Origin of the sequence: Alloyangia pacifica (genome assembly GCF_900116195.1) — a bacterium.
GTDB classification, from domain to species: Bacteria; Pseudomonadota; Alphaproteobacteria; order Rhodobacterales; family Rhodobacteraceae; genus Salipiger; species Salipiger pacificus.
The window spans coordinates 1-15,990 of record NZ_FOZW01000029.1 but is presented as its reverse complement, the minus strand read 5'-3'; the positions used below and the strand labels follow the sequence as shown (position 1 = coordinate 15,990).

The following is a 15,990-nucleotide window of genomic DNA, read 5'->3' as shown; positions in this document are numbered from 1 at the left end:
CGTCACAGCAGGCCAGGTGAGCGACTACGTCGGCGCGCGGGCCCTTTGCGACAGTCTGCCGGATGTCGACTGGCTGCTTGGGGATCGCGGCTACGACGCCGACTGGTTTCGGGAAGCGTTGAAAGACAAAGGGATACGCGCCTGCATCCCCGGACGAAAACAGCGCAAGGCGCCGGTGAAGTATGACAAGCGCCGCTACAAACGCCGAAACCGGATCGAGATCATGTTCGGCAGGCTCAAGGACTGGCGTCGCGTTGCCACTCGCTATGATCGATGCCCGAAGGTCTTCCTGTCAGTCATCGCCCTCGCCGCTACTGTGATCTACTGGCTATGAGTCCTGAGCCTAGGAGCACCGCATGGTTGGGGCGCTGACGCGCTAGTGCAAGAGCCGGTGGGTCCCTGGAAACGAAGCCATTCCTATTTTTGCCTCGGTCCGTCCATAGGCATGCCTTGCCACTCTTCAGTCACGCCAGATGCGCTCGGGGTTGCTACCTACGACACGCCCTCATTCGCCCATCGCGGCCCGACGCGCGAGACGCATCCTCCGCCCCCATTCGAGAGGAGCTATTCCCGCTCTTCAGGCGACCGTGACCTGTCGAGCTGGGTTCCACTACGCAGTTGGTTTGGGGAAAAAAGCTGGTTTGCAGTCGCAGCGACGGTGATGATGCCGATGATAGCCAAAAGGAGTGGGCTTGAGACTGCCACGTCTACCCAGTCGGGCTTGACCAACACCGCGCCGTCCAGGCCAAATTGCCGGATGGAAAGCGCGGTGTCCCCAAACTCCGACAGCAAGGTTACCGATAGGCCGCCTTCGGGCGCTGGAACAATGTGGCCGTGGACTTGCGCGGGAGAGTCCTCACGCAGGACAGTAACGACCGCGCCAGTCGCCAGTGTTCCGGTCTTGATTACCTCCGTGGAACTCCGCAGGAATGAAGTTACGGGCCCCTCCTCGCGCGCTTCCCACCTGCCGCTGTGAAGGTAGCTCGCGACGTTCGAAGCCATGTCTCGACCCACTTCTGCGCCACCTCGAAACGTCAGCGCTCCCGTATCAGCCCAACCCGATGGGGAAACAAGTAACCGGCTCCCGTCCGCAAACTCAGGCTCCATGCCACCTAAGATGCGCACCTCTAACCCACCGTCCCGCGTGCCCCCGACGCCGACAGTGGCATCTGCACGCCACTCGATGAACTGCTCCGCTGGCACCGATGGCGGTGCATATGCTGCGCCACAGGCATCTGTCGCTCCGAGCCGAGGCACAGCCACAGGCTCGCACAGCACTGCCTCTCTCAAGCTCCAAGCGTTCACCCCACGGTCGAAAGTGAGGGTTACCGTGTCACTCCGCGACTCGACAAGAAAGCTGCGTTCCGCCCCGGAAGTCACAAGCGCAGCGAAAACCAAAATGAACACTACCATGCCAAGGAGGAGAATACGCCCGCACCAACGCATGCAGAACTCAGCCCACTTCCGAAACGGCAACAGCATCAGAAAAGTGAAGAACAAGAATACTCTGCTCATTGTCGGATAAGCCGTAAGTCAATGGTGTGCTGCGGCGCCGCTTTTCCTTTAACGATCCGCAGGATCTCGATCGACGATTCATCTCCTTGGGACAGGGCAGCGTCAAGGGAGCAGCCCACGTCGTATGCAGACTGACCGGGAAGTCCCATGGACGTGCAACGAACAGGCGTCGCAGAGCCGCCGACATAGGCAAAGACAGCCTCAGCCCCGAACGAATTGAGCAACAGGGTTGGGGCACCGCTTGCGCCGCGCCAAGAGGCCAATGCCACCTCGCCCTCCGGTGCATCGCATGGTGAGCGCGTCACCCTCACACCGATGGCACCGTCCGGACGGCCTGCGAGAAAGTCGTGATGCGCGGTCGGATAGGGGAACTGTGCCGCGCCACCACTCCAGCCTGTCGAGATCCGGTATGGATTGGAGGCTGCGTAAAGGCCGTCGACCGACACAACGCGCACACAGACCGTGTCACCTGCCCATTCCTCAGGGATTTCGGCGGCGATGCCGACGTCAGTTTCGCCAGAGCCCGCCCGCTGCGCCCCCACCAACAGGCTACCCGAGATCCGAGCACTTTCGCGGAACGTTTCTTCCAGCGTGCCCTTTTCCGTTGCAAGCTCGATGGGCTGCGCCATAGCCTGCAGTGAGACCAAAGTAAGGCAGACCGAGATGGCAATAATCCGACGCATAATCAAAACCTTTCGTCTCGTCACGTTAGGCGCTGCATTGATTTCTGCCAATACCGCCTCGAGCCAAACCGTGAGAATTCAGAACGGACTTGGCGAATTCGGTCAAGGCTGGATGTTCCGCCATGCCGGCAATTGCTACGCCGCCCTGCCCGAGCACGTGGCCGGTCCGCTTCCGAAAGTAACGCTGATGACGTCTGCCCCGGTTGAAAGCGACCAGGCGACGGTCGTGAAACCGTTCTGGCCAGGTATCGACCTTGCCGTCGCGATTTTGGACCGCGGCCCACTCTTTGAGCGCTGCATCGCGGAACTGACAGATCTAGAGCCTTCCACGGCCGCACGAGCCGCTGGGCGGGCGCATCTCTTGCGTCTCTCGCCGCTGGGTGAGGAAGAGCGTGTGCCTATACGCGTCTTGGACAGAGACTATTTGAGCTTTGCCGGAGAGTTGGTCGGCGACGGCGACGTGATAATGCAAGGCACGTCGGGCTCGTTTGCCTTCGCTGATGGGAAACCAATCGGAATGGCCGTGACTTCGGATGACCCCTCCCGCGCATCCTTCATGCGCTCGGAGGAGATCGCACTAAATCTCGGCAGATACCTTTCGGAGCAAGGACGCGCGTTTGCGCCAACTGCAGCTTCGCACAAGTCACTGCCAAGTGACGGCCTCGCGATCCGTGATCTTCGCTCGAGTGTTGCTGCCGTGCTCCCCCAGTACGGCGTCGACAATCTGCTTGGGGTGGGCGCTTGGGTCGCGGAACCCAACGGACGTGTTGAACTCGTCTTCCGCGTCGGGGAACGCAGCGCCACCTCCGTCCAGCGTGTCATGATGACTGCGCCTTCGGAGGGGGCTTACGCGGTCCCGAAGGCAATCTCTATATTCATCGACGCCAGCCCAAGCGGCAGCAGTTTCCGCTTTTGGACACAAGGTGAGATGCGGCCAGACGGCGTATTCGATACCGGGCCACTGGCTGGCCGCAATGCGCGTTGGGTCAAAGTGGTTATCGGGAGTGCCTGGAGCAGCGGCGCGATTGCTCTCGATCGGATCGTCGTTGAGTAAAGTCAGTCCAATAGGGTGATCGATGCTGGCACAACGAAACCCTCATCGGTCCGGAGGATACCCGCCAAGCGTCCATCCGCCGTCACTTCGAGGCGTCCATCGAAGCTGACGTTAGCTTTCCTGCCTGTGACAAAGAAACCCTCGGGTCGGCTTACGAACGCGCATGTTCGATCCCACTTCCAGCACTCTTCCTGTTGAGAGTATTCTCCGATGGTCCAACGGCCATATGCCATACCATTCGTTTCGATGGTGCCGCCCATGCCCGTTACTGCAAGGTGCCCCAAATAAGCTCTCTTGTTCTCATCGAGAGCGGTCCCATCCATCGAGACAAAAAGGTTCGGTGTCTGGTCCAAGATGCGCTCGACGACGAAACGCTGCACAGCAGCATCAGACGATAGCAACCCGAACTCCATTGCCATCTCTTCGAGCTTCGGATCTCCGCTCTCCATCATGATCTTCATGGCGCCCATCGAGCGTGCCGGATCGGGGTCATTGAGCAGCGCTGCATAGGGGTTCGGGGCGGCTGCCTGCTCGTCCAACATCCGCTTGATGTCGTCAGGGGAGAGCGTCTGCGCCGAAACTTGGATGGCGAGCGAGATGCCTAGCAAAGTGGTAGCAATCGTTTTGATCATGAATTCTTCCTGAGAACCGACATAGTTTTGCCTTAGTCGAAACAGCTGGGTATAAAAAGTCAATGAAATCCTGGCACTCTGTGAAGCCGAATGCGCTCGCAGTGCATCGAGCATGCGACCGCCATGTCTCTCACGGTGAAGATATGCTTCGACTCTGCAGCTATAGCCAATCGTAGCGTTGAGGGTCTCGCGCCTTGAGTGCCGTTTTTATGGCGTCGCGTTCCTTTACCGTAGCTGCTGCCAGGATCGACCGGAGTTCTCGATCGACCGAGCCCCTTGTGGCCCCTCGGGCTTCCGCCTTCTCATACCACTCTGCACCCGCGGTATGGTCCCCCATCTCAATGTGGACTGCTCCCAACAGCGTGCATGGACGAAAGTCGGCTGGGCTTACGGTATGCGCCTCTTCACCGGACTGGCCTGCCTCCTGATACCGTTTCAGGTCACGCAACGCTCCGCCCCGCGTTGTAAGCGCGGCTGACCGCAGGTTCCTGTCAACGGCCTCATCGAGCACCTTCTGGGCCATCGAGAGGCCGGTTTCGGCTTGACCGGCCTTCCGCCAATGCGCGCAGGCATTTATAGCTTGCCAAGCATCACCTGTTTGACGCCACGCTTCGGTAAGTGCTTTAGCTTGGTTGAAATGGTGGGTTATACGAAGCTCTGCCGTCCAGTAGTCCGACCCAATCGAGCCCAACCACGTGATGTCATCCGCATTGAGCGGATCCCCGTCTGCGACCGATCGAAGGATCCGCATGACCCGCCCATAATGCTGCCGCTCAATGTAGCCTTGGCCGAACCGGTCTCGAAAACGGCGACGCTCGAGTTGTTTTTCCTTCTTTGCAAAATGAGCTCTGTTGGTTCTCTCAGTCGCCTCATCCCTTCGGCGGCGCTCTGTCAACTCTCTCTGCTCGGCCTTAATTTTCTCGCTGAGTCGTCTCTCGAGTTCTTTCCGAGATTTTGTCCGGAACGCCTCGCGGTCCATTTTCCCGCTAGCCAACTCCAGCAGGGCCTCATACCCGCGCTCTTGCAAGTAGTATTCCTGCAAGACTGTCAGCGCAGAGCCAGCGTCAATTCTCTGAAGGATAGTGTATAGGCGACTTCCGGGAATAGCAGCGCCAGGCACATCATCGAGGAGATAAACTGCGGCAAGCTCAGCATTGAGAGGGGTCAAGGTTCTTTGCCTCCATCACACATCGCATTCAGAGTGCGTCAACCACTTCACAGACCGCAAGACTATACGCTCGCTTGCCAATTACTTCCTCCCGAACTCAAGTGCCTTCGCCGCCTGCATGAGGTGGCTAGGCGAGAACCGGGTATAGACAGCGGCGGTGATCCGGGTCTCCGAGTGCCCTAGATACTGCGCGATCTCGTCCATCGACACGCTGGCCTCGGCCATAAGAACGGCGGCGGTGTGCCGGAGAATGTGTGGCGACACGTCCTCGAGCCCAGCGCTCTTCACGGCGCGCGCAAAGCCCCGCTTGATCGACCCCACCGGCTTCGCGGCCCATTCGTTGACATGATCCGAGAGCGCGGCCCGCCGCGCTTCAAGCAGCGCTGCGTGTATGGTCTCATTCATGGGCACGATCTTCGTCCGTTGGCAATGCGTCCTCGAGTGTGAACTTTTCCGGACCTTCGTCCGTCTCAATTACCGGCCCTTCGAAGCCTGCTAGCTCCAAGGCAAGTGTTACCTTGCTCCAGTTTGGATCTCTAGCAACCTGTTGGCAGAATGGCGTCGACAGATACGCATACGTCGAGTCATCTAGGTGCCGCAGCAATTCGCGCTCACGCTCGAGATGCCTCTGCTTCCGTTCCTTCGCACTCATCGCCATGGCTACTCCGCAACCAAATCCAATTCACACTCCGCATCGCCAGTTTTTCAGGTCGCCCTAGAGTGATCTGCGTTCAGAAAGCATGTCAGGTTAGCTGAGAGACAGTTCCCTCCGGTTCAATGAACCTTGCGAGCTATGGCTCGTCAGGCAAAGCAGGACGACGCCGCCCATAAAACAGGGCGCGTGCGACCAAAGATCAATAGTTTGGCGGCTGGACACGATCTTCGGGAGGCAGGGGCCGGAGGTTCGAATCCTCTCACTCCGACCATTTACGCAAAAGGCGCCCCTCGGGGCGCCTTTGGTTATTCCAGCCCTGCGAAAAGCCTCAGATACCCTGAGCCATCCGCGCCTTGCGCGGCGCCGTGAGCTTCATGCCCGGCGTGGTCAGCCGCTCCTCCGAGCCGATCCAGGCATAGGCCAGCAGGCAGGGATCGAACTCGCCCGTCGTGATCCGATGCTCCAGCCCCGGCCGGTTGAAGATCAGCGAGCCAGGTGCGTGCACCGCCGCGTCGTTCTCGGACCAGGCCCCCGCGACCGAGATGTAGCTTTCCTCGATCTCGTGGTGACTGTGCTGAGGGTAGGTGGTGTTCGGGGCAAAGAGCACGAAACCCAGCACCAGCTTTTCGGCACGCACCGGACCGCGTGGGCCCAGGACCTCGAAATACGCGTATTTGCGCGCCAGCGCCTTTGGCACCTTGGCATATCCATACTCCCATGTGAGCTGGTCCGCGACGCGCGACAGCGCCCGCGCCATGCCGCTCACCGCACCACGCTCGCCGAGATCGAGAGCCCGCCCGAGGTGCGCCGTCACCGGCTTCACCTCGGGCGCGCGAGCGGTGATCTCGGGGTTGGCGTCTATGATCGAGGCCAGCGCATCGCGCACCCGCTTGCGATGCCCGCGGATCAGCCGGCTGCCCCCTGCCGAGCCGTGGCGGTAGAGCGCGTCATACTCGCGCAGGAGGTAGAGCCAATTCGGACAGTCCTGCAGGCGCAGGGTCGCGGCCGGCGTCTCGGTAAGATCGTTCATCCTTGGAGGCTCCGCAAAGGTCAGCTGACCGGAACAACGATACGCCCGCGCACCGCTCCGTCGAGGAATTTCGGCGCGGTCTCGATCACCTCGGCAAAGGGCAGTTCGGTGATCATCTCCTCGAGCTTGCCAAGGTCGAGATCGCTCGCGAGACGGGTCCAGGCCTCGATCCGGTCGGGCCTGGGGCACATCACGCTGTCCACCCCGGCCAGCGTCACGCCGCGCAGGATGAAGGGCGCGACCGAGGCCGGCAGGTCCATGCCCGCGGCCAGCCCGCAGGCGGCGACGACACCGCGGTATTTCATCATCGAGATCATGTTGGCGAGCACCGTGCTGCCCGCCACGTCGACACCCCCGGCCCAGCGTTCCTTGGCCAGCGCGCGGGTCTTGCCGGTCAGCTCGGCGCGGTCGATCACCGAAGACGCCCCAAGGCCGCGCAGGTAGTCCGCCTCGGAGGCACGACCGGTGACCGCCGCCACTTCGTAGCCTTTCGCGGCAAGAAGCGCCGTAGCGACGCTGCCGACGCCCCCTGCGGCGCCGCTGACGACGATCTCGCCCTTGTCGGGGGTCACCCCCTGCCGCTCCAGCGCCAGCACGCAGAGCATCGCGGTGTAGCCCGCCGTGCCGATCGCCGCCGCCTGCCGCAGGTCAATGGCCTCGGGCAGCGGCACCAGCCAGTCGCCCTTGACCCGGGCGCGCTCGGCCAGACCGCCCCAATGCACCTCGCCCACGCCCCAGCCGTTCAGCACGACCCGGTCGCCGGGCTTGAAATCGGGATGGCCGCTCTCGGCAACGGTGCCGGCGAAGTCGATGCCTGGCACCATCGGGAAGCTGCGCACAACCGGCGCAGCGCCGGTGATCGCCAGCGCGTCCTTGTAGTTCAGCGTCGAGTAGGCGACGTCGACCAGCACGTCGCCCTCGGGCAGCTGTGTCTCCGAGACCTCGGTCACTGAAACGGTCTGCGTGTCGCCGGGCTTTTCGATCAGGATGGCCTTCATTGGGGGTCCTTTCAGCTTTCTGGGGGATCGCGGGGGATCAGCGTTCGATGAGACGGAAGAAGGTGGCGGCGAAGCGGCGCAACGGCTCGGGGCGCAGCTCGAGCTTGGCGCGCAGAACCGCGCCCTCCCAGCCGATCCAGAAGGTTTCTGCGAGGGCGTCCGGGTCATGGTTCGGACCCAACTGCCCCTGCGCCTGCGCCTCGTGCAGCAGGCGCGTGGTGCGGGCCTGCCATTCCTCGAGCACGCCGGTCAGGGCGGCGCGGAAGTCATCCGGCAGCGCCCCCATTTCCTGCCCGAGGTTGCCGACGAGACAGCCGCGGCGGAAGCCGTGTCGGGCCATGCCCTCCTCGGCCTTCTCGGTAAACATCCGGAGTCTGTCGAGCGGCGCGCGCGCCTCATCGAGGAAGGCGCGGTCGAGCAGCTCCACGAAGTAGGCGTTGTAGGCGGTGACAAGCGCGAGGCCGAAGTCGGCCTTGCCCTTGAAGTGGTGGTAGAAGCTGCCCTTCGGCACGCCCGCCGCCTTGAGGATCTCGTCCACGCCGACCGAGGAGTAGCCCTTTTCAGTCAGGTGCTCGAGCCCGGCGCGGATCAGCTTCTGCCGGGCCTCGGAGGCATCCGGCGTGCCGCGAGGACGGCCGCGGCGGGGTCTGTCGGAGGGGCTGAGGGGCGAGTCGGTTTGGGTCATGGACTATTATTAGACCAATCTGTCTATTAAATCTACGCGACGTTGTGACCAAGCTCTGGATCGCCCGGATTTGGCTGGGATAAGGCGCCCATGCCCACGGTCAGTGCGCCACCCCACGGTCAGGCACACGCCCGGCTCCGATCCGCACGACGCTTTTCTCGCAACGAAAAAGGGCGGGCCCGAAGGCCCGCCCCAGTCAGTACCGATAACGGCTCTTTCAGGCCGCGTCGGATTTCATGATCCGCTCGAGATCATCGTGCTCGGCCACGTAATGGCCCGGCGCGATCTGGTCGAGCTGGGGCACGTAGTCGACATCACCCGCCGCCAGCCGCGAGGGCAGGAAGCGCAACGCCGCCTTGGCGTCGAGCGGCGAGGGCAGCTCTCCGGGCAGGCGGATGCGGGTCCGCGCGCGCTCGGCAACCGGGTCGGGGATCGGCACCGCCGAGATCAGCGACTGCGTGTAGGGATGCGCGGGCTGCGAGCAGATCGTCTCGGCGTCGCCCATTTCGACCACGCGACCGAGGTAGAGCACCATGATCCGGTTCGAGATCTCGCGCACCACCGACAGGTCGTGCGAGATGAAGAGCATCGACATGCCGAACTCGGCCTGCAGCTCCTTCAGCAGCTTCACGATCTGCGCCTGGATCGAAACGTCGAGCGCCGAGACCGCCTCGTCGCAGATGATCAGCTTGGGCCGGTTGATCATCGCCCGGGCGATGCCCACGCGCTGGTTCTGGCCGCCCGAAAGCTCGTGCGGGTAGCGGTTGTACTTCTCCGGCTCCAGACCCACGCGGGTCATCATCCGCAGCACTTCCTCGCGCCGCTCGCTCTTGGTCAGCTCGGGGCGGTAGGTCTTCAGCGGCTCGGCGATGGAATCGGCGATGGTCATGCGCGGATCGAGGCTGGCCAGCGGGTCCTGGAAGACGATCTGAAGGTCCTTGCGTTCCTTCTTCAGCGCCTGCTTGTCGAGCGCGTGCAGCGGCTTGCCCAGCCAGCTGACGTTGCCGCCGGTGGGATCGACCAGCCGCAGCACGGCACGCGCCAGCGTGGACTTGCCGCAGCCGGATTCGCCGACGATGCCCAGCGTCTCGCCGGCGCGCAGGCCGAAACTGACACCGTTCACCGCCTTCAGCGGCACGGTCTTGCCGAAGAGCCCGCCCTCGACCTTGATCGGGAAGTGCACCTTCATGTCGTCGACGCGCAGGATCTCCTTGCCTTCGACCTTGCCCCCGGCCTCGCCCTTGTCGATGCGCGGCATCGAGTCGAGCAGGCGGCGGGTGTAGTCGTGGCGCGGCTGCGAGAAGATCTCGTTGACCTCGCCTTCCTCGACGAACTCGCCGAGGCGCATGACCTTGATGCGATCGCACATGCGCGCCACCACGCCCATGTCATGGGTGATGAGGGCAATGGCGGTCCCGAGCTCGCGCTTGAGCTGGTCCATGAGGTCGAGAACCTCGGCCTGCACGGTCACGTCGAGCGCGGTGGTGGGCTCGTCGGCGATCAGCAGCTTGGGCTCGCAGAGCATCGCCTGCGCGATCATCACGCGCTGGCGCATGCCACCCGACAGCTCGTGCGGATACTGTTTGAGACGGCGCTTTGCCTCGGGGATACGCACGCGCTCGAGCCAGTCGAGACAGTGCTTTTCCGCCTCGCGGCCGGACATGCCGCGGTGCACCTTCAGCACCTCGGCCATCTGCTCGCCCACCTTGAGATGCGGGGTCAACGCGGTCAGCGGGTCCTGGAAGATCATCCCGACCTTATCGCCGCGCACCTTGTTGAGCTGCGAGACCGGCAGGTTGAGGATCTCGGATCCTTGCAGGCTCACCGATCCCGTGGCGCGACCGTTCTTCGGCAGCAGGCCCATGGCAGCCATGAAGCTCTGCGACTTGCCGGAGCCCGACTCGCCGACGATGCCGAGGCACTCGCCTTCGCGGATGTCGAAGGAGACGCCCTTCACCGCCTGAACGAGGCCGTCCTGCGTCTCGAAACCGACCTTGAGGTCTTTCACGGAAAGAATGGTCATGTCAGCGATCCTTCGGGTCCAGGGCGTCACGCAGGCCATCGCCGATGAAGAACATCGTGATGATGATCGTGACGTAGAAGAACAGCGGGAACAGGAGTTGCCACAGCGTGCCGTAGCCCATGGTGCCCGCGCCCTCGGCGATCAGACGACCGAGCGAGGTCATGGGTTCCGAGATGCCGAGACCGAGGAAGGAGATGAAGCTTTCCGCAAGGATCATCTCGGGCACCAGCAGCGAGGCGTAGACGATGACCACGCCGATGAGGTTCGGCAGGATGTGGCGGAAGATGATCGCCCCCTCGCTCACGCCGCCAGCGCGCGCCGCCTCGATGAACTCGCGGGTCTTCAGCGCCAGCGTCTGGCCACGCACGATGCGCGCCATGGTCAGCCAGGAGACCGCGCCGAGTGCGATGAACAGCGTCACGAAGTTCCGGCCTGCCACCACGAGGATGAGGATCAGGATCAGCGTCAGCGGGATCGCCAGAAGGATGTCGACGATGCGCATCATGACGCTGTCGAGCCTTCCGCCGTAGAAGCCCGCGATCACGCCCCAGGCGGTGCCCACGAGCAGCGCCATGGCGGCGCCGATAAGACCCACCAGAAGCGAGGTCTGGGTCGCCTGGATGGTGCGCGAGAACAGGTCTCGGCCCAGCTCGTCGAGGCCGAAGAAGTGGCCGGTCTCGATCGAGGGCGCGCCCTGCGCGAGAATGTCGCCCATGCGGGCCCAGTCGATCTCCTCGTTGTCCCAGACCGCGAAGAGCGGCCCGATGACGACGAAGGCGACGATCAGGGCGAGCACGAAGACGCTGGCCATGGCGGCCTTGTTGCGCAGGAAGCGCCCCATGGCGTCGCGGAACAGCGAGCGACCGCGGACGGCCTTGAAGTCGGTAATGTCGGCGGCCAGTTCCGCCGCCTTTTCGGATTTTCCGAACACGGGGTCAGCCTCCTCAGTAGCGGATTTTCGGATCGAACCAGGCGTAGGCGAGGTCGGTCAGAAGGTTAACGATGACGGTCAGCGCGCCGTAGAGGATGGTCACCCCCAGCAGCACTGCGTAGTCGCGGGTCAGCGCAGAGCTGACGTAGGATTGGCCGAGGCCACCCGTCGAGAAGTAGAGATCGACGAAGACCGAGCCGGTCAGCACGTAGACGAAGACCGGGCCGAGGTAGGAGATCACCGGCAGCAGCGTCGGCTTCAGCGCGTGACGCCAGACGATCGCCTTGTGCGACAGGCCCTTGGCCCGCGCGGTGCGGATGAAGTTCGAGTTCAGCACTTCCAGCATGGACGAGCGCGTGATCCGCGCGATCGAGCCCATGTAGGAAGTGGAGAGCGCGATCACCGGCATGATCAGGTACTGCCACTGGCCACCGTTCCAGCCGCCGCCCGGAAGCAGACCGAGCCAGAGCGTGAAGGTCAGGATCAGGATCGGGCCCATGATGAAGTTCGGCAGCGCCTGCGCGGCAATGCCCAGCGACACGGCGAAATAGTCGATCCAGGTGTTGTGGCGGATGGCGGCGGCGATGCCGAGACCAACCCCCACGATGCTCGCGGCAAGGAAGGCCAGCGAGCCGTAGGTCAGCGAGATCGGGAAGCCCTGCGCGATGATATCGTTCACGCTGCGGTCCTTCTGCACGAAGGAGGGGCCGAAATCGAAATGGGCGACGATGTTATAGAAATAGTCCCAGAGCTGTTTCCACAGCGGCTGGTCGAGCCCGTATTGCGCGTTGATGTTGGCCAGCACTTCGGGCGGCAGCGGCCGTTCCGAGGTGAAAGGCCCGCCCGGTGCGACATGCATCATCAGGAAGGACGCGACGACCAGCAAAAGGATCGTCGGGATCGCGACCAGCAGGCGGCGAATGACATAGGTCAGCATTCTGGAGGATCCGGAAAAGGGCGCCGCCCCCGCAGCGCGGGGCGCAGGGGCGGCGGGTTAGGGGTGGTTATTCGGCGAGCTTGTAGAGGTTGCGCGAATACCAGTTCTGCTCGACGTTCTCGGTCGGCCAGTTCCCCACATCGCTGTCCATCATGTAGACGCCGGCGTAGTGGTAGATCGGGATCACCGGCATATCGGTGGCGATGATCTCTTCGGCCGCGGTGTAGAGCGGGGTGGTGTCCTCGGCGGTCTTCGCCTCGGCCAGCAGCTTGTCGTACTCGGCGTTGGCATATTTGCCATCGTTGTAGCCCGAGTCGCTCTGCAGCAGGTCGAGGAAGGTCGAGGCCTCGTTGTAGTCACCACACCATGCGCCGCGCGCCAGGTCGAAGTCCTGCTGGCCACGGGTGTCGAGGAAGACCTTCCACTCCATGTTGGCGAGGTTCGCCTGCACGCCAAGCTTCTGCTTCCACATCTGGGTCATCACCACGGCGATCTTCTCGTGCGCCTCGGAGGTGTTGTAGATGACGTCGAAGCTGAGCGGGTTCTCGGGGCCGTAACCGGCCTCGGCCAGAAGTTCCTTGGCCTTCTCGTCGCGCTCGGCCTGGGTCATCGAGGCCATCTCGCTCTGCGGCGGGGTGAAGCCTGCGACCGCCTCGGGGGTGAAGCTGTAGGCCGGCGGCTCGCCGCCCGCTTTCACGTTGTTAGCGATGATGTCGCGGTCCACGGCCAGCGACAGCGCCTGGCGGACCTTCGGGTCCTTGAACGCCTCGGGACCGGAGTCGCTGAGGTTGAACGTGTAGTAGTAGTTGCACAGGCGCGGGAAGCTGATCGCCTCTTCCGGGTGCTCTTTCTTCAGGCGCGGGAACTGGCCTGCGGGCACGTCGGTGCGGTCGAGTTCGCCGGCAAGGTAACGGGTCAGCGCCACGTTCTCGTCGGTGATCACCAGCGCGACGGTCTTGTCGAGGATGGTGTGCTCGTTGTCCCAGTACTTTTCGTTGCGCTCGCGCACGATGCGCTCGCCCGGGCGGTACTCGGTCAGCACGTAGGCACCGTTCGAAACGATGTTCTCGGGCTTGGTCCAGGCGTCGCCGAACTCCTCGACCACCTTCTGCGGTGCCGGGAAGGTCGTGGAATGCGTGGTCATCTGCACGAAGTAGGGCAGCGGCTGGCTAAGCGTCACCTCGAAGGTGTGATCGTCGATCGCCTTCACGCCCAGCTCTTCGGGGGACTTCTCGCCGGCAACGATCGCTTTCGCGTTGTTGATCGACATCAGCTCCATGAACCACTGGTAGGGCGAGGCGGTCGCGGGATCGACGGCACGGCGCCAGGCGAAGACGAAATCGCCGGCGGTAACCGGATCACCGTTCGACCAGACGGCGGTGTCGCGCAGGTGGAAGGTATAGGTCAGCTTGTCGTCGCTGACGTCGTAGCTCGTGGCAACGCCCGGCTCGAGGTTGCCCTGCTCGTCCTGGTTCATCAGGCCCTCGAACAGGTCGCGGGACACGGCGGAGCCGTCCACGTCCTCGACGATCTGCGGGTCGAGCGAGCTGATGTCGTCGAGCAGGCGATAGGTGAAGGTCTGGTCTGCGGCCAGTTCCTCGCCGGTTTCCGGATGGGTGGCCGCGGTGGCGGCGGTGATGCCTGCGGCGAGCATGGTGCTCGACAGAAGGGCCGTCATCGTCAGTCGCGAAATGCGGGTCATGTCCTCTCCCTGTAGCAGTGACTTGCTGTTCGGTGACTTGTCGCGCCGGGTTGCCATTCGGGACCCGGCCCCGGACATGCCGGGCTGCGAATTGCGGCAAAATACTCACGGCACGCATACCCGCAATGCACTAACCTGTGATGACGTTACGTACGCAAGTCTTGGTTTCGCGAAATCCGAGAATTAATACCAACATGACAAGAGCAATAGCGGCATTGCGCAAGATCGTAATCCCGAGCAGGCGCTCACAGTCCGCACGGGCTGGCGTGACAAGGTGATTCGGCCCTGCGCCGCCGGTGCGTGACACCTGATTATCAGTTGAAACGGCCGCACCCTCGCGCCTCCGATCGCGATCACTATGGACAGCGGCGCCACGATGCCGGCTCGGGCCTTGGCTCTCCATCGGTGAGTTCGCGGGTGGACTTATGACCGACACAATTCCGGACGGGCGCTTGTCTCCGCAATTAGACTACTGGAGATAATTCTTATAGAGCCTCATCCTGGCAATATTGATGCGCAAAAGCCTGCATTATGAAATCGACTATTTCTGGGCGGACGTGGCGGTTGTCTTCGATATAAGGATCGACAAAGAAATCCTTCACGATTTCATAGGATGGGAAATAGTATGTCTCCTCGAGACCGAGCGCCATGAACTGGTCGATCGCCACGCGCAAGACCGCTTTCGAGACCGAATTCGCCGACAGGCAGGCAATCGGACGAAAGGTGGCCATGAGCGGGATCGGTGACAGCGTGACGATCAGCTTGCAGTTCGGATTGTGCCTGAGCAGAACCTCCCGCAGCGCGCGGAGGTTCTTGAAGTTCTCCTCGACGGTCGACAGGCGGAAACCGTGCCGGGATTCGTCGAACATCTCAGAGGGTATCGCACGCCAGAATGCGCGACCGCTTTGCTTGTCGTGCCAAATTTCGGAAAGGCCGACCGTGATAATGATCGTCTCGGAGCCGAGCAGAAGGTCTCTCGTTGCGACGCGCGCCTCCTCCGTGGGCAGGACGATCTCCTTGTTCGCCCCGAACCAAAGTCCTTCGTCGAGCGACTTTCCCTCCAGCGCCCACTCGATCTGTTCCCGGATCGCAAAGGTGTTCACGATCCCCTCGCCGAACCGCACGATGTGCGCATCGAGGTTCAGGTCATTACCGTTGACCGCATATCCCCGGTCATGCAGCCAGCGGGTGATATTCTGCGCAAAGCAACTTCCGAAAGCGGTGATCCGGGTGCTCTTGTCGAGAAACGGCGCCTCGGGACTCCAGCCATGCAGGATATATTTGAGCAGTGCACCAGGCGTGTCGAGCATCGCCTTGGAGGGGATGAAGTTCGTCGTTTCGCCCCGGTACCAGCTCCCATTGAACTGCTGCTGAACCCCATCCGTGGTGACCACGATGTTTCGAAGTTGAGTCATGCCCATGTGCCCTTTCGCCGAACCGACCCCCTATTTATGGGCACTTGCCACCTCCACCACAAGATAAGCCACTTTCACGCCGGTCGCCTGTGAGAGGAGTTGCGGGATTTTGGGCACAGAAGGCCGAGCCTTGGCGGCTGCGCCATGCCTAGATCGTCTAGAGAACGTCCCTCAAACGCCGAAAGCCGCCCACGAAGGGCGGCTTTCGGCGAATGTATTGGTTGCGGGAGCAGGATTTGAACCTGCGACCTTCAGGTTATGAGCCTGACGAGCTACCGGGCTGCTCCATCCCGCGACAGGGAGAGATCGTTTGAGAGATACGTTTTGTGGGCCTTACTAGGTTTGGCGGTGACCTACTCTCCCACGTCTTGAGACGCAGTACCATTGGCGCGGCAGCACTTAACGGCCGGGTTCGGAATGGAGCCGGGTGTTTTGCTTGCGCTATGACCACCAAACCGAGAAAGGCCCACATGCTGCAAGCAGCATGTGGGCCTGGTCGGCGGAAGCGATCTGCGAAGCAGATTGCGGGCCGACAGGGGTTCCATGCTGGGTGCAGCGGGTT

The 15,990-nt window shown here is 62.4% G+C and carries 16 protein-coding genes, 1 tRNA gene and 1 rRNA gene; 2 read left to right on the top strand and 16 right to left on the bottom strand.

Features of this window, described 5'->3' with window-relative positions; translation table 11 throughout:
- Window positions 1-334: IS5 family transposase (locus tag BM397_RS28610; protein WP_143187085.1), on the top strand; the 334-nt coding region annotated here is incomplete at its 5' end.
- Between the two features lie 230 nt (window positions 335-564).
- Here the strand turns inward: BM397_RS28610 and BM397_RS28605 are convergent.
- Together BM397_RS28605 and BM397_RS28600 are read right to left on the bottom strand one after the other, a co-directional pair.
- On the bottom strand, window positions 565-1,500 hold the full coding sequence (locus BM397_RS28605; RefSeq protein WP_092431503.1) for a hypothetical protein: 936 nt from the start codon (window positions 1,498-1,500) through the stop codon (window positions 565-567).
- An 11-nt stretch (window positions 1,501-1,511) separates the two neighbouring features.
- Window positions 1,512-2,249, bottom strand: a complete 738-nt coding sequence (locus BM397_RS28600; protein WP_143015477.1) for a hypothetical protein — start codon at window positions 2,247-2,249, stop codon at window positions 1,512-1,514.
- A gap of 19 nt (window positions 2,250-2,268) precedes the next feature.
- Between BM397_RS28600 and BM397_RS28595 the strand changes: the two genes are divergently transcribed.
- Window positions 2,269-3,252 (top strand): hypothetical protein, encoded by a 984-nt coding sequence (locus BM397_RS28595; protein ID WP_143015476.1) that lies wholly within the window; start codon window positions 2,269-2,271, stop codon window positions 3,250-3,252.
- Window positions 3,253-3,254: 2 nt separating this feature from the next.
- Here BM397_RS28595 and BM397_RS28590 read toward each other — a convergent pair whose 3' ends face one another.
- The 14 genes from BM397_RS28590 to rrf form a co-directional block, all read right to left on the bottom strand.
- Complete coding sequence (locus BM397_RS28590; protein ID WP_092431491.1) at window positions 3,255-3,884, bottom strand: hypothetical protein; 630 nt, start codon at window positions 3,882-3,884, stop codon at window positions 3,255-3,257.
- Window positions 3,885-4,044: 160 nt separating this feature from the next.
- A complete protein-coding gene (locus BM397_RS28585) occupies window positions 4,045-5,052 on the bottom strand; it encodes a tetratricopeptide repeat protein (protein ID WP_143187087.1) in 1,008 nt (335 codons plus the stop codon).
- An 81-nt stretch (window positions 5,053-5,133) separates the two neighbouring features.
- The gene (locus BM397_RS28580) at window positions 5,134-5,457 is read right to left on the bottom strand and encodes a tyrosine-type recombinase/integrase (RefSeq protein WP_092431485.1); all 324 of its coding nucleotides are present in this window, start codon (window positions 5,455-5,457) and stop codon (window positions 5,134-5,136) included.
- The gene (locus tag BM397_RS28575) at window positions 5,450-5,710 is read right to left on the bottom strand and encodes a hypothetical protein (protein WP_092431482.1); all 261 of its coding nucleotides are present in this window, start codon (window positions 5,708-5,710) and stop codon (window positions 5,450-5,452) included. The genes BM397_RS28580 and BM397_RS28575 overlap by 8 nt, the downstream gene beginning before the upstream one ends.
- Before the next feature lie 325 nt (window positions 5,711-6,035).
- Complete coding sequence (locus BM397_RS28570; RefSeq protein ID WP_092431479.1) at window positions 6,036-6,737, bottom strand: dimethylsulfonioproprionate lyase family protein; 702 nt, start codon at window positions 6,735-6,737, stop codon at window positions 6,036-6,038.
- Between the two features lie 20 nt (window positions 6,738-6,757).
- Entirely contained in the window at window positions 6,758-7,735 is a 978-nt protein-coding gene (acuI, locus tag BM397_RS28565) for an acrylyl-CoA reductase (NADPH) (RefSeq protein WP_092431476.1), read from the bottom strand.
- 37 nt (window positions 7,736-7,772) lie between these two features.
- Complete coding sequence (gene acuR, locus BM397_RS28560; protein ID WP_092431472.1) at window positions 7,773-8,420, bottom strand: acrylate utilization transcriptional regulator AcuR; 648 nt, start codon at window positions 8,418-8,420, stop codon at window positions 7,773-7,775.
- Window positions 8,421-8,637: 217 nt separating this feature from the next.
- The gene (locus BM397_RS28555; protein ID WP_092431470.1) at window positions 8,638-10,443 is read right to left on the bottom strand and encodes an ABC transporter ATP-binding protein; all 1,806 of its coding nucleotides are present in this window, start codon (window positions 10,441-10,443) and stop codon (window positions 8,638-8,640) included.
- 1 nt (window position 10,444) lies between these two features.
- A complete protein-coding gene (locus BM397_RS28550; protein WP_092431469.1) occupies window positions 10,445-11,374 on the bottom strand; it encodes an ABC transporter permease subunit in 930 nt (309 codons plus the stop codon).
- A gap of 13 nt (window positions 11,375-11,387) precedes the next feature.
- Window positions 11,388-12,311, bottom strand: a complete 924-nt coding sequence (oppB, locus tag BM397_RS28545) for an oligopeptide ABC transporter permease OppB (protein ID WP_092431467.1) — start codon at window positions 12,309-12,311, stop codon at window positions 11,388-11,390.
- A 67-nt stretch (window positions 12,312-12,378) separates the two neighbouring features.
- Complete coding sequence (locus BM397_RS28540) at window positions 12,379-14,013, bottom strand: peptide ABC transporter substrate-binding protein (RefSeq protein WP_092431464.1); 1,635 nt, start codon at window positions 14,011-14,013, stop codon at window positions 12,379-12,381.
- A 485-nt stretch (window positions 14,014-14,498) separates the two neighbouring features.
- Window positions 14,499-15,428 carry a GSCFA domain-containing protein gene (locus tag BM397_RS28535; RefSeq protein ID WP_176807007.1) on the bottom strand — a complete coding sequence of 310 codons (930 nt, stop codon included), beginning with the start codon at window positions 15,426-15,428 and terminating at the stop codon, window positions 14,499-14,501.
- 218 nt (window positions 15,429-15,646) lie between these two features.
- A tRNA-Met gene (locus tag BM397_RS28530) sits at window positions 15,647-15,723 on the bottom strand.
- Window positions 15,724-15,768: 45 nt separating this feature from the next.
- A 5S ribosomal RNA gene (gene rrf, locus BM397_RS28525) occupies window positions 15,769-15,883 on the bottom strand.
- Between the last annotated feature and the right edge of the window lie 107 nt (window positions 15,884-15,990).

Excerpts from the sequence above, each read along its gene's own strand:
- BM397_RS28590 (WP_092431491.1), bottom strand. The coding sequence starts at position 3,884 with ATGATCAAAACGATTGCTACCACTTTGCTAGGCATCTCGCTCGCCATC.
- BM397_RS28580 (WP_092431485.1), bottom strand. The coding sequence starts at position 5,457 with ATGAATGAGACCATACACGCAGCGCTGCTTGAAGCGCGGCGGGCCGCG.
- BM397_RS28575 (WP_092431482.1), bottom strand. The coding sequence starts at position 5,710 with ATGGCGATGAGTGCGAAGGAACGGAAGCAGAGGCATCTCGAGCGTGAG.
- BM397_RS28570 (WP_092431479.1), bottom strand. The coding sequence starts at position 6,737 with ATGAACGATCTTACCGAGACGCCGGCCGCGACCCTGCGCCTGCAGGAC.
- acuI (WP_092431476.1), bottom strand. The coding sequence starts at position 7,735 with ATGAAGGCCATCCTGATCGAAAAGCCCGGCGACACGCAGACCGTTTCA.
- acuR (WP_092431472.1), bottom strand. The coding sequence starts at position 8,420 with ATGACCCAAACCGACTCGCCCCTCAGCCCCTCCGACAGACCCCGCCGC.
- BM397_RS28555 (WP_092431470.1), bottom strand. The coding sequence starts at position 10,443 with ATGACCATTCTTTCCGTGAAAGACCTCAAGGTCGGTTTCGAGACGCAG.
- oppB (WP_092431467.1), bottom strand. The coding sequence starts at position 12,311 with ATGCTGACCTATGTCATTCGCCGCCTGCTGGTCGCGATCCCGACGATC.
- BM397_RS28540 (WP_092431464.1), bottom strand. The coding sequence starts at position 14,013 with ATGACCCGCATTTCGCGACTGACGATGACGGCCCTTCTGTCGAGCACC.
- BM397_RS28535 (WP_176807007.1), bottom strand. The coding sequence starts at position 15,428 with ATGACTCAACTTCGAAACATCGTGGTCACCACGGATGGGGTTCAGCAG.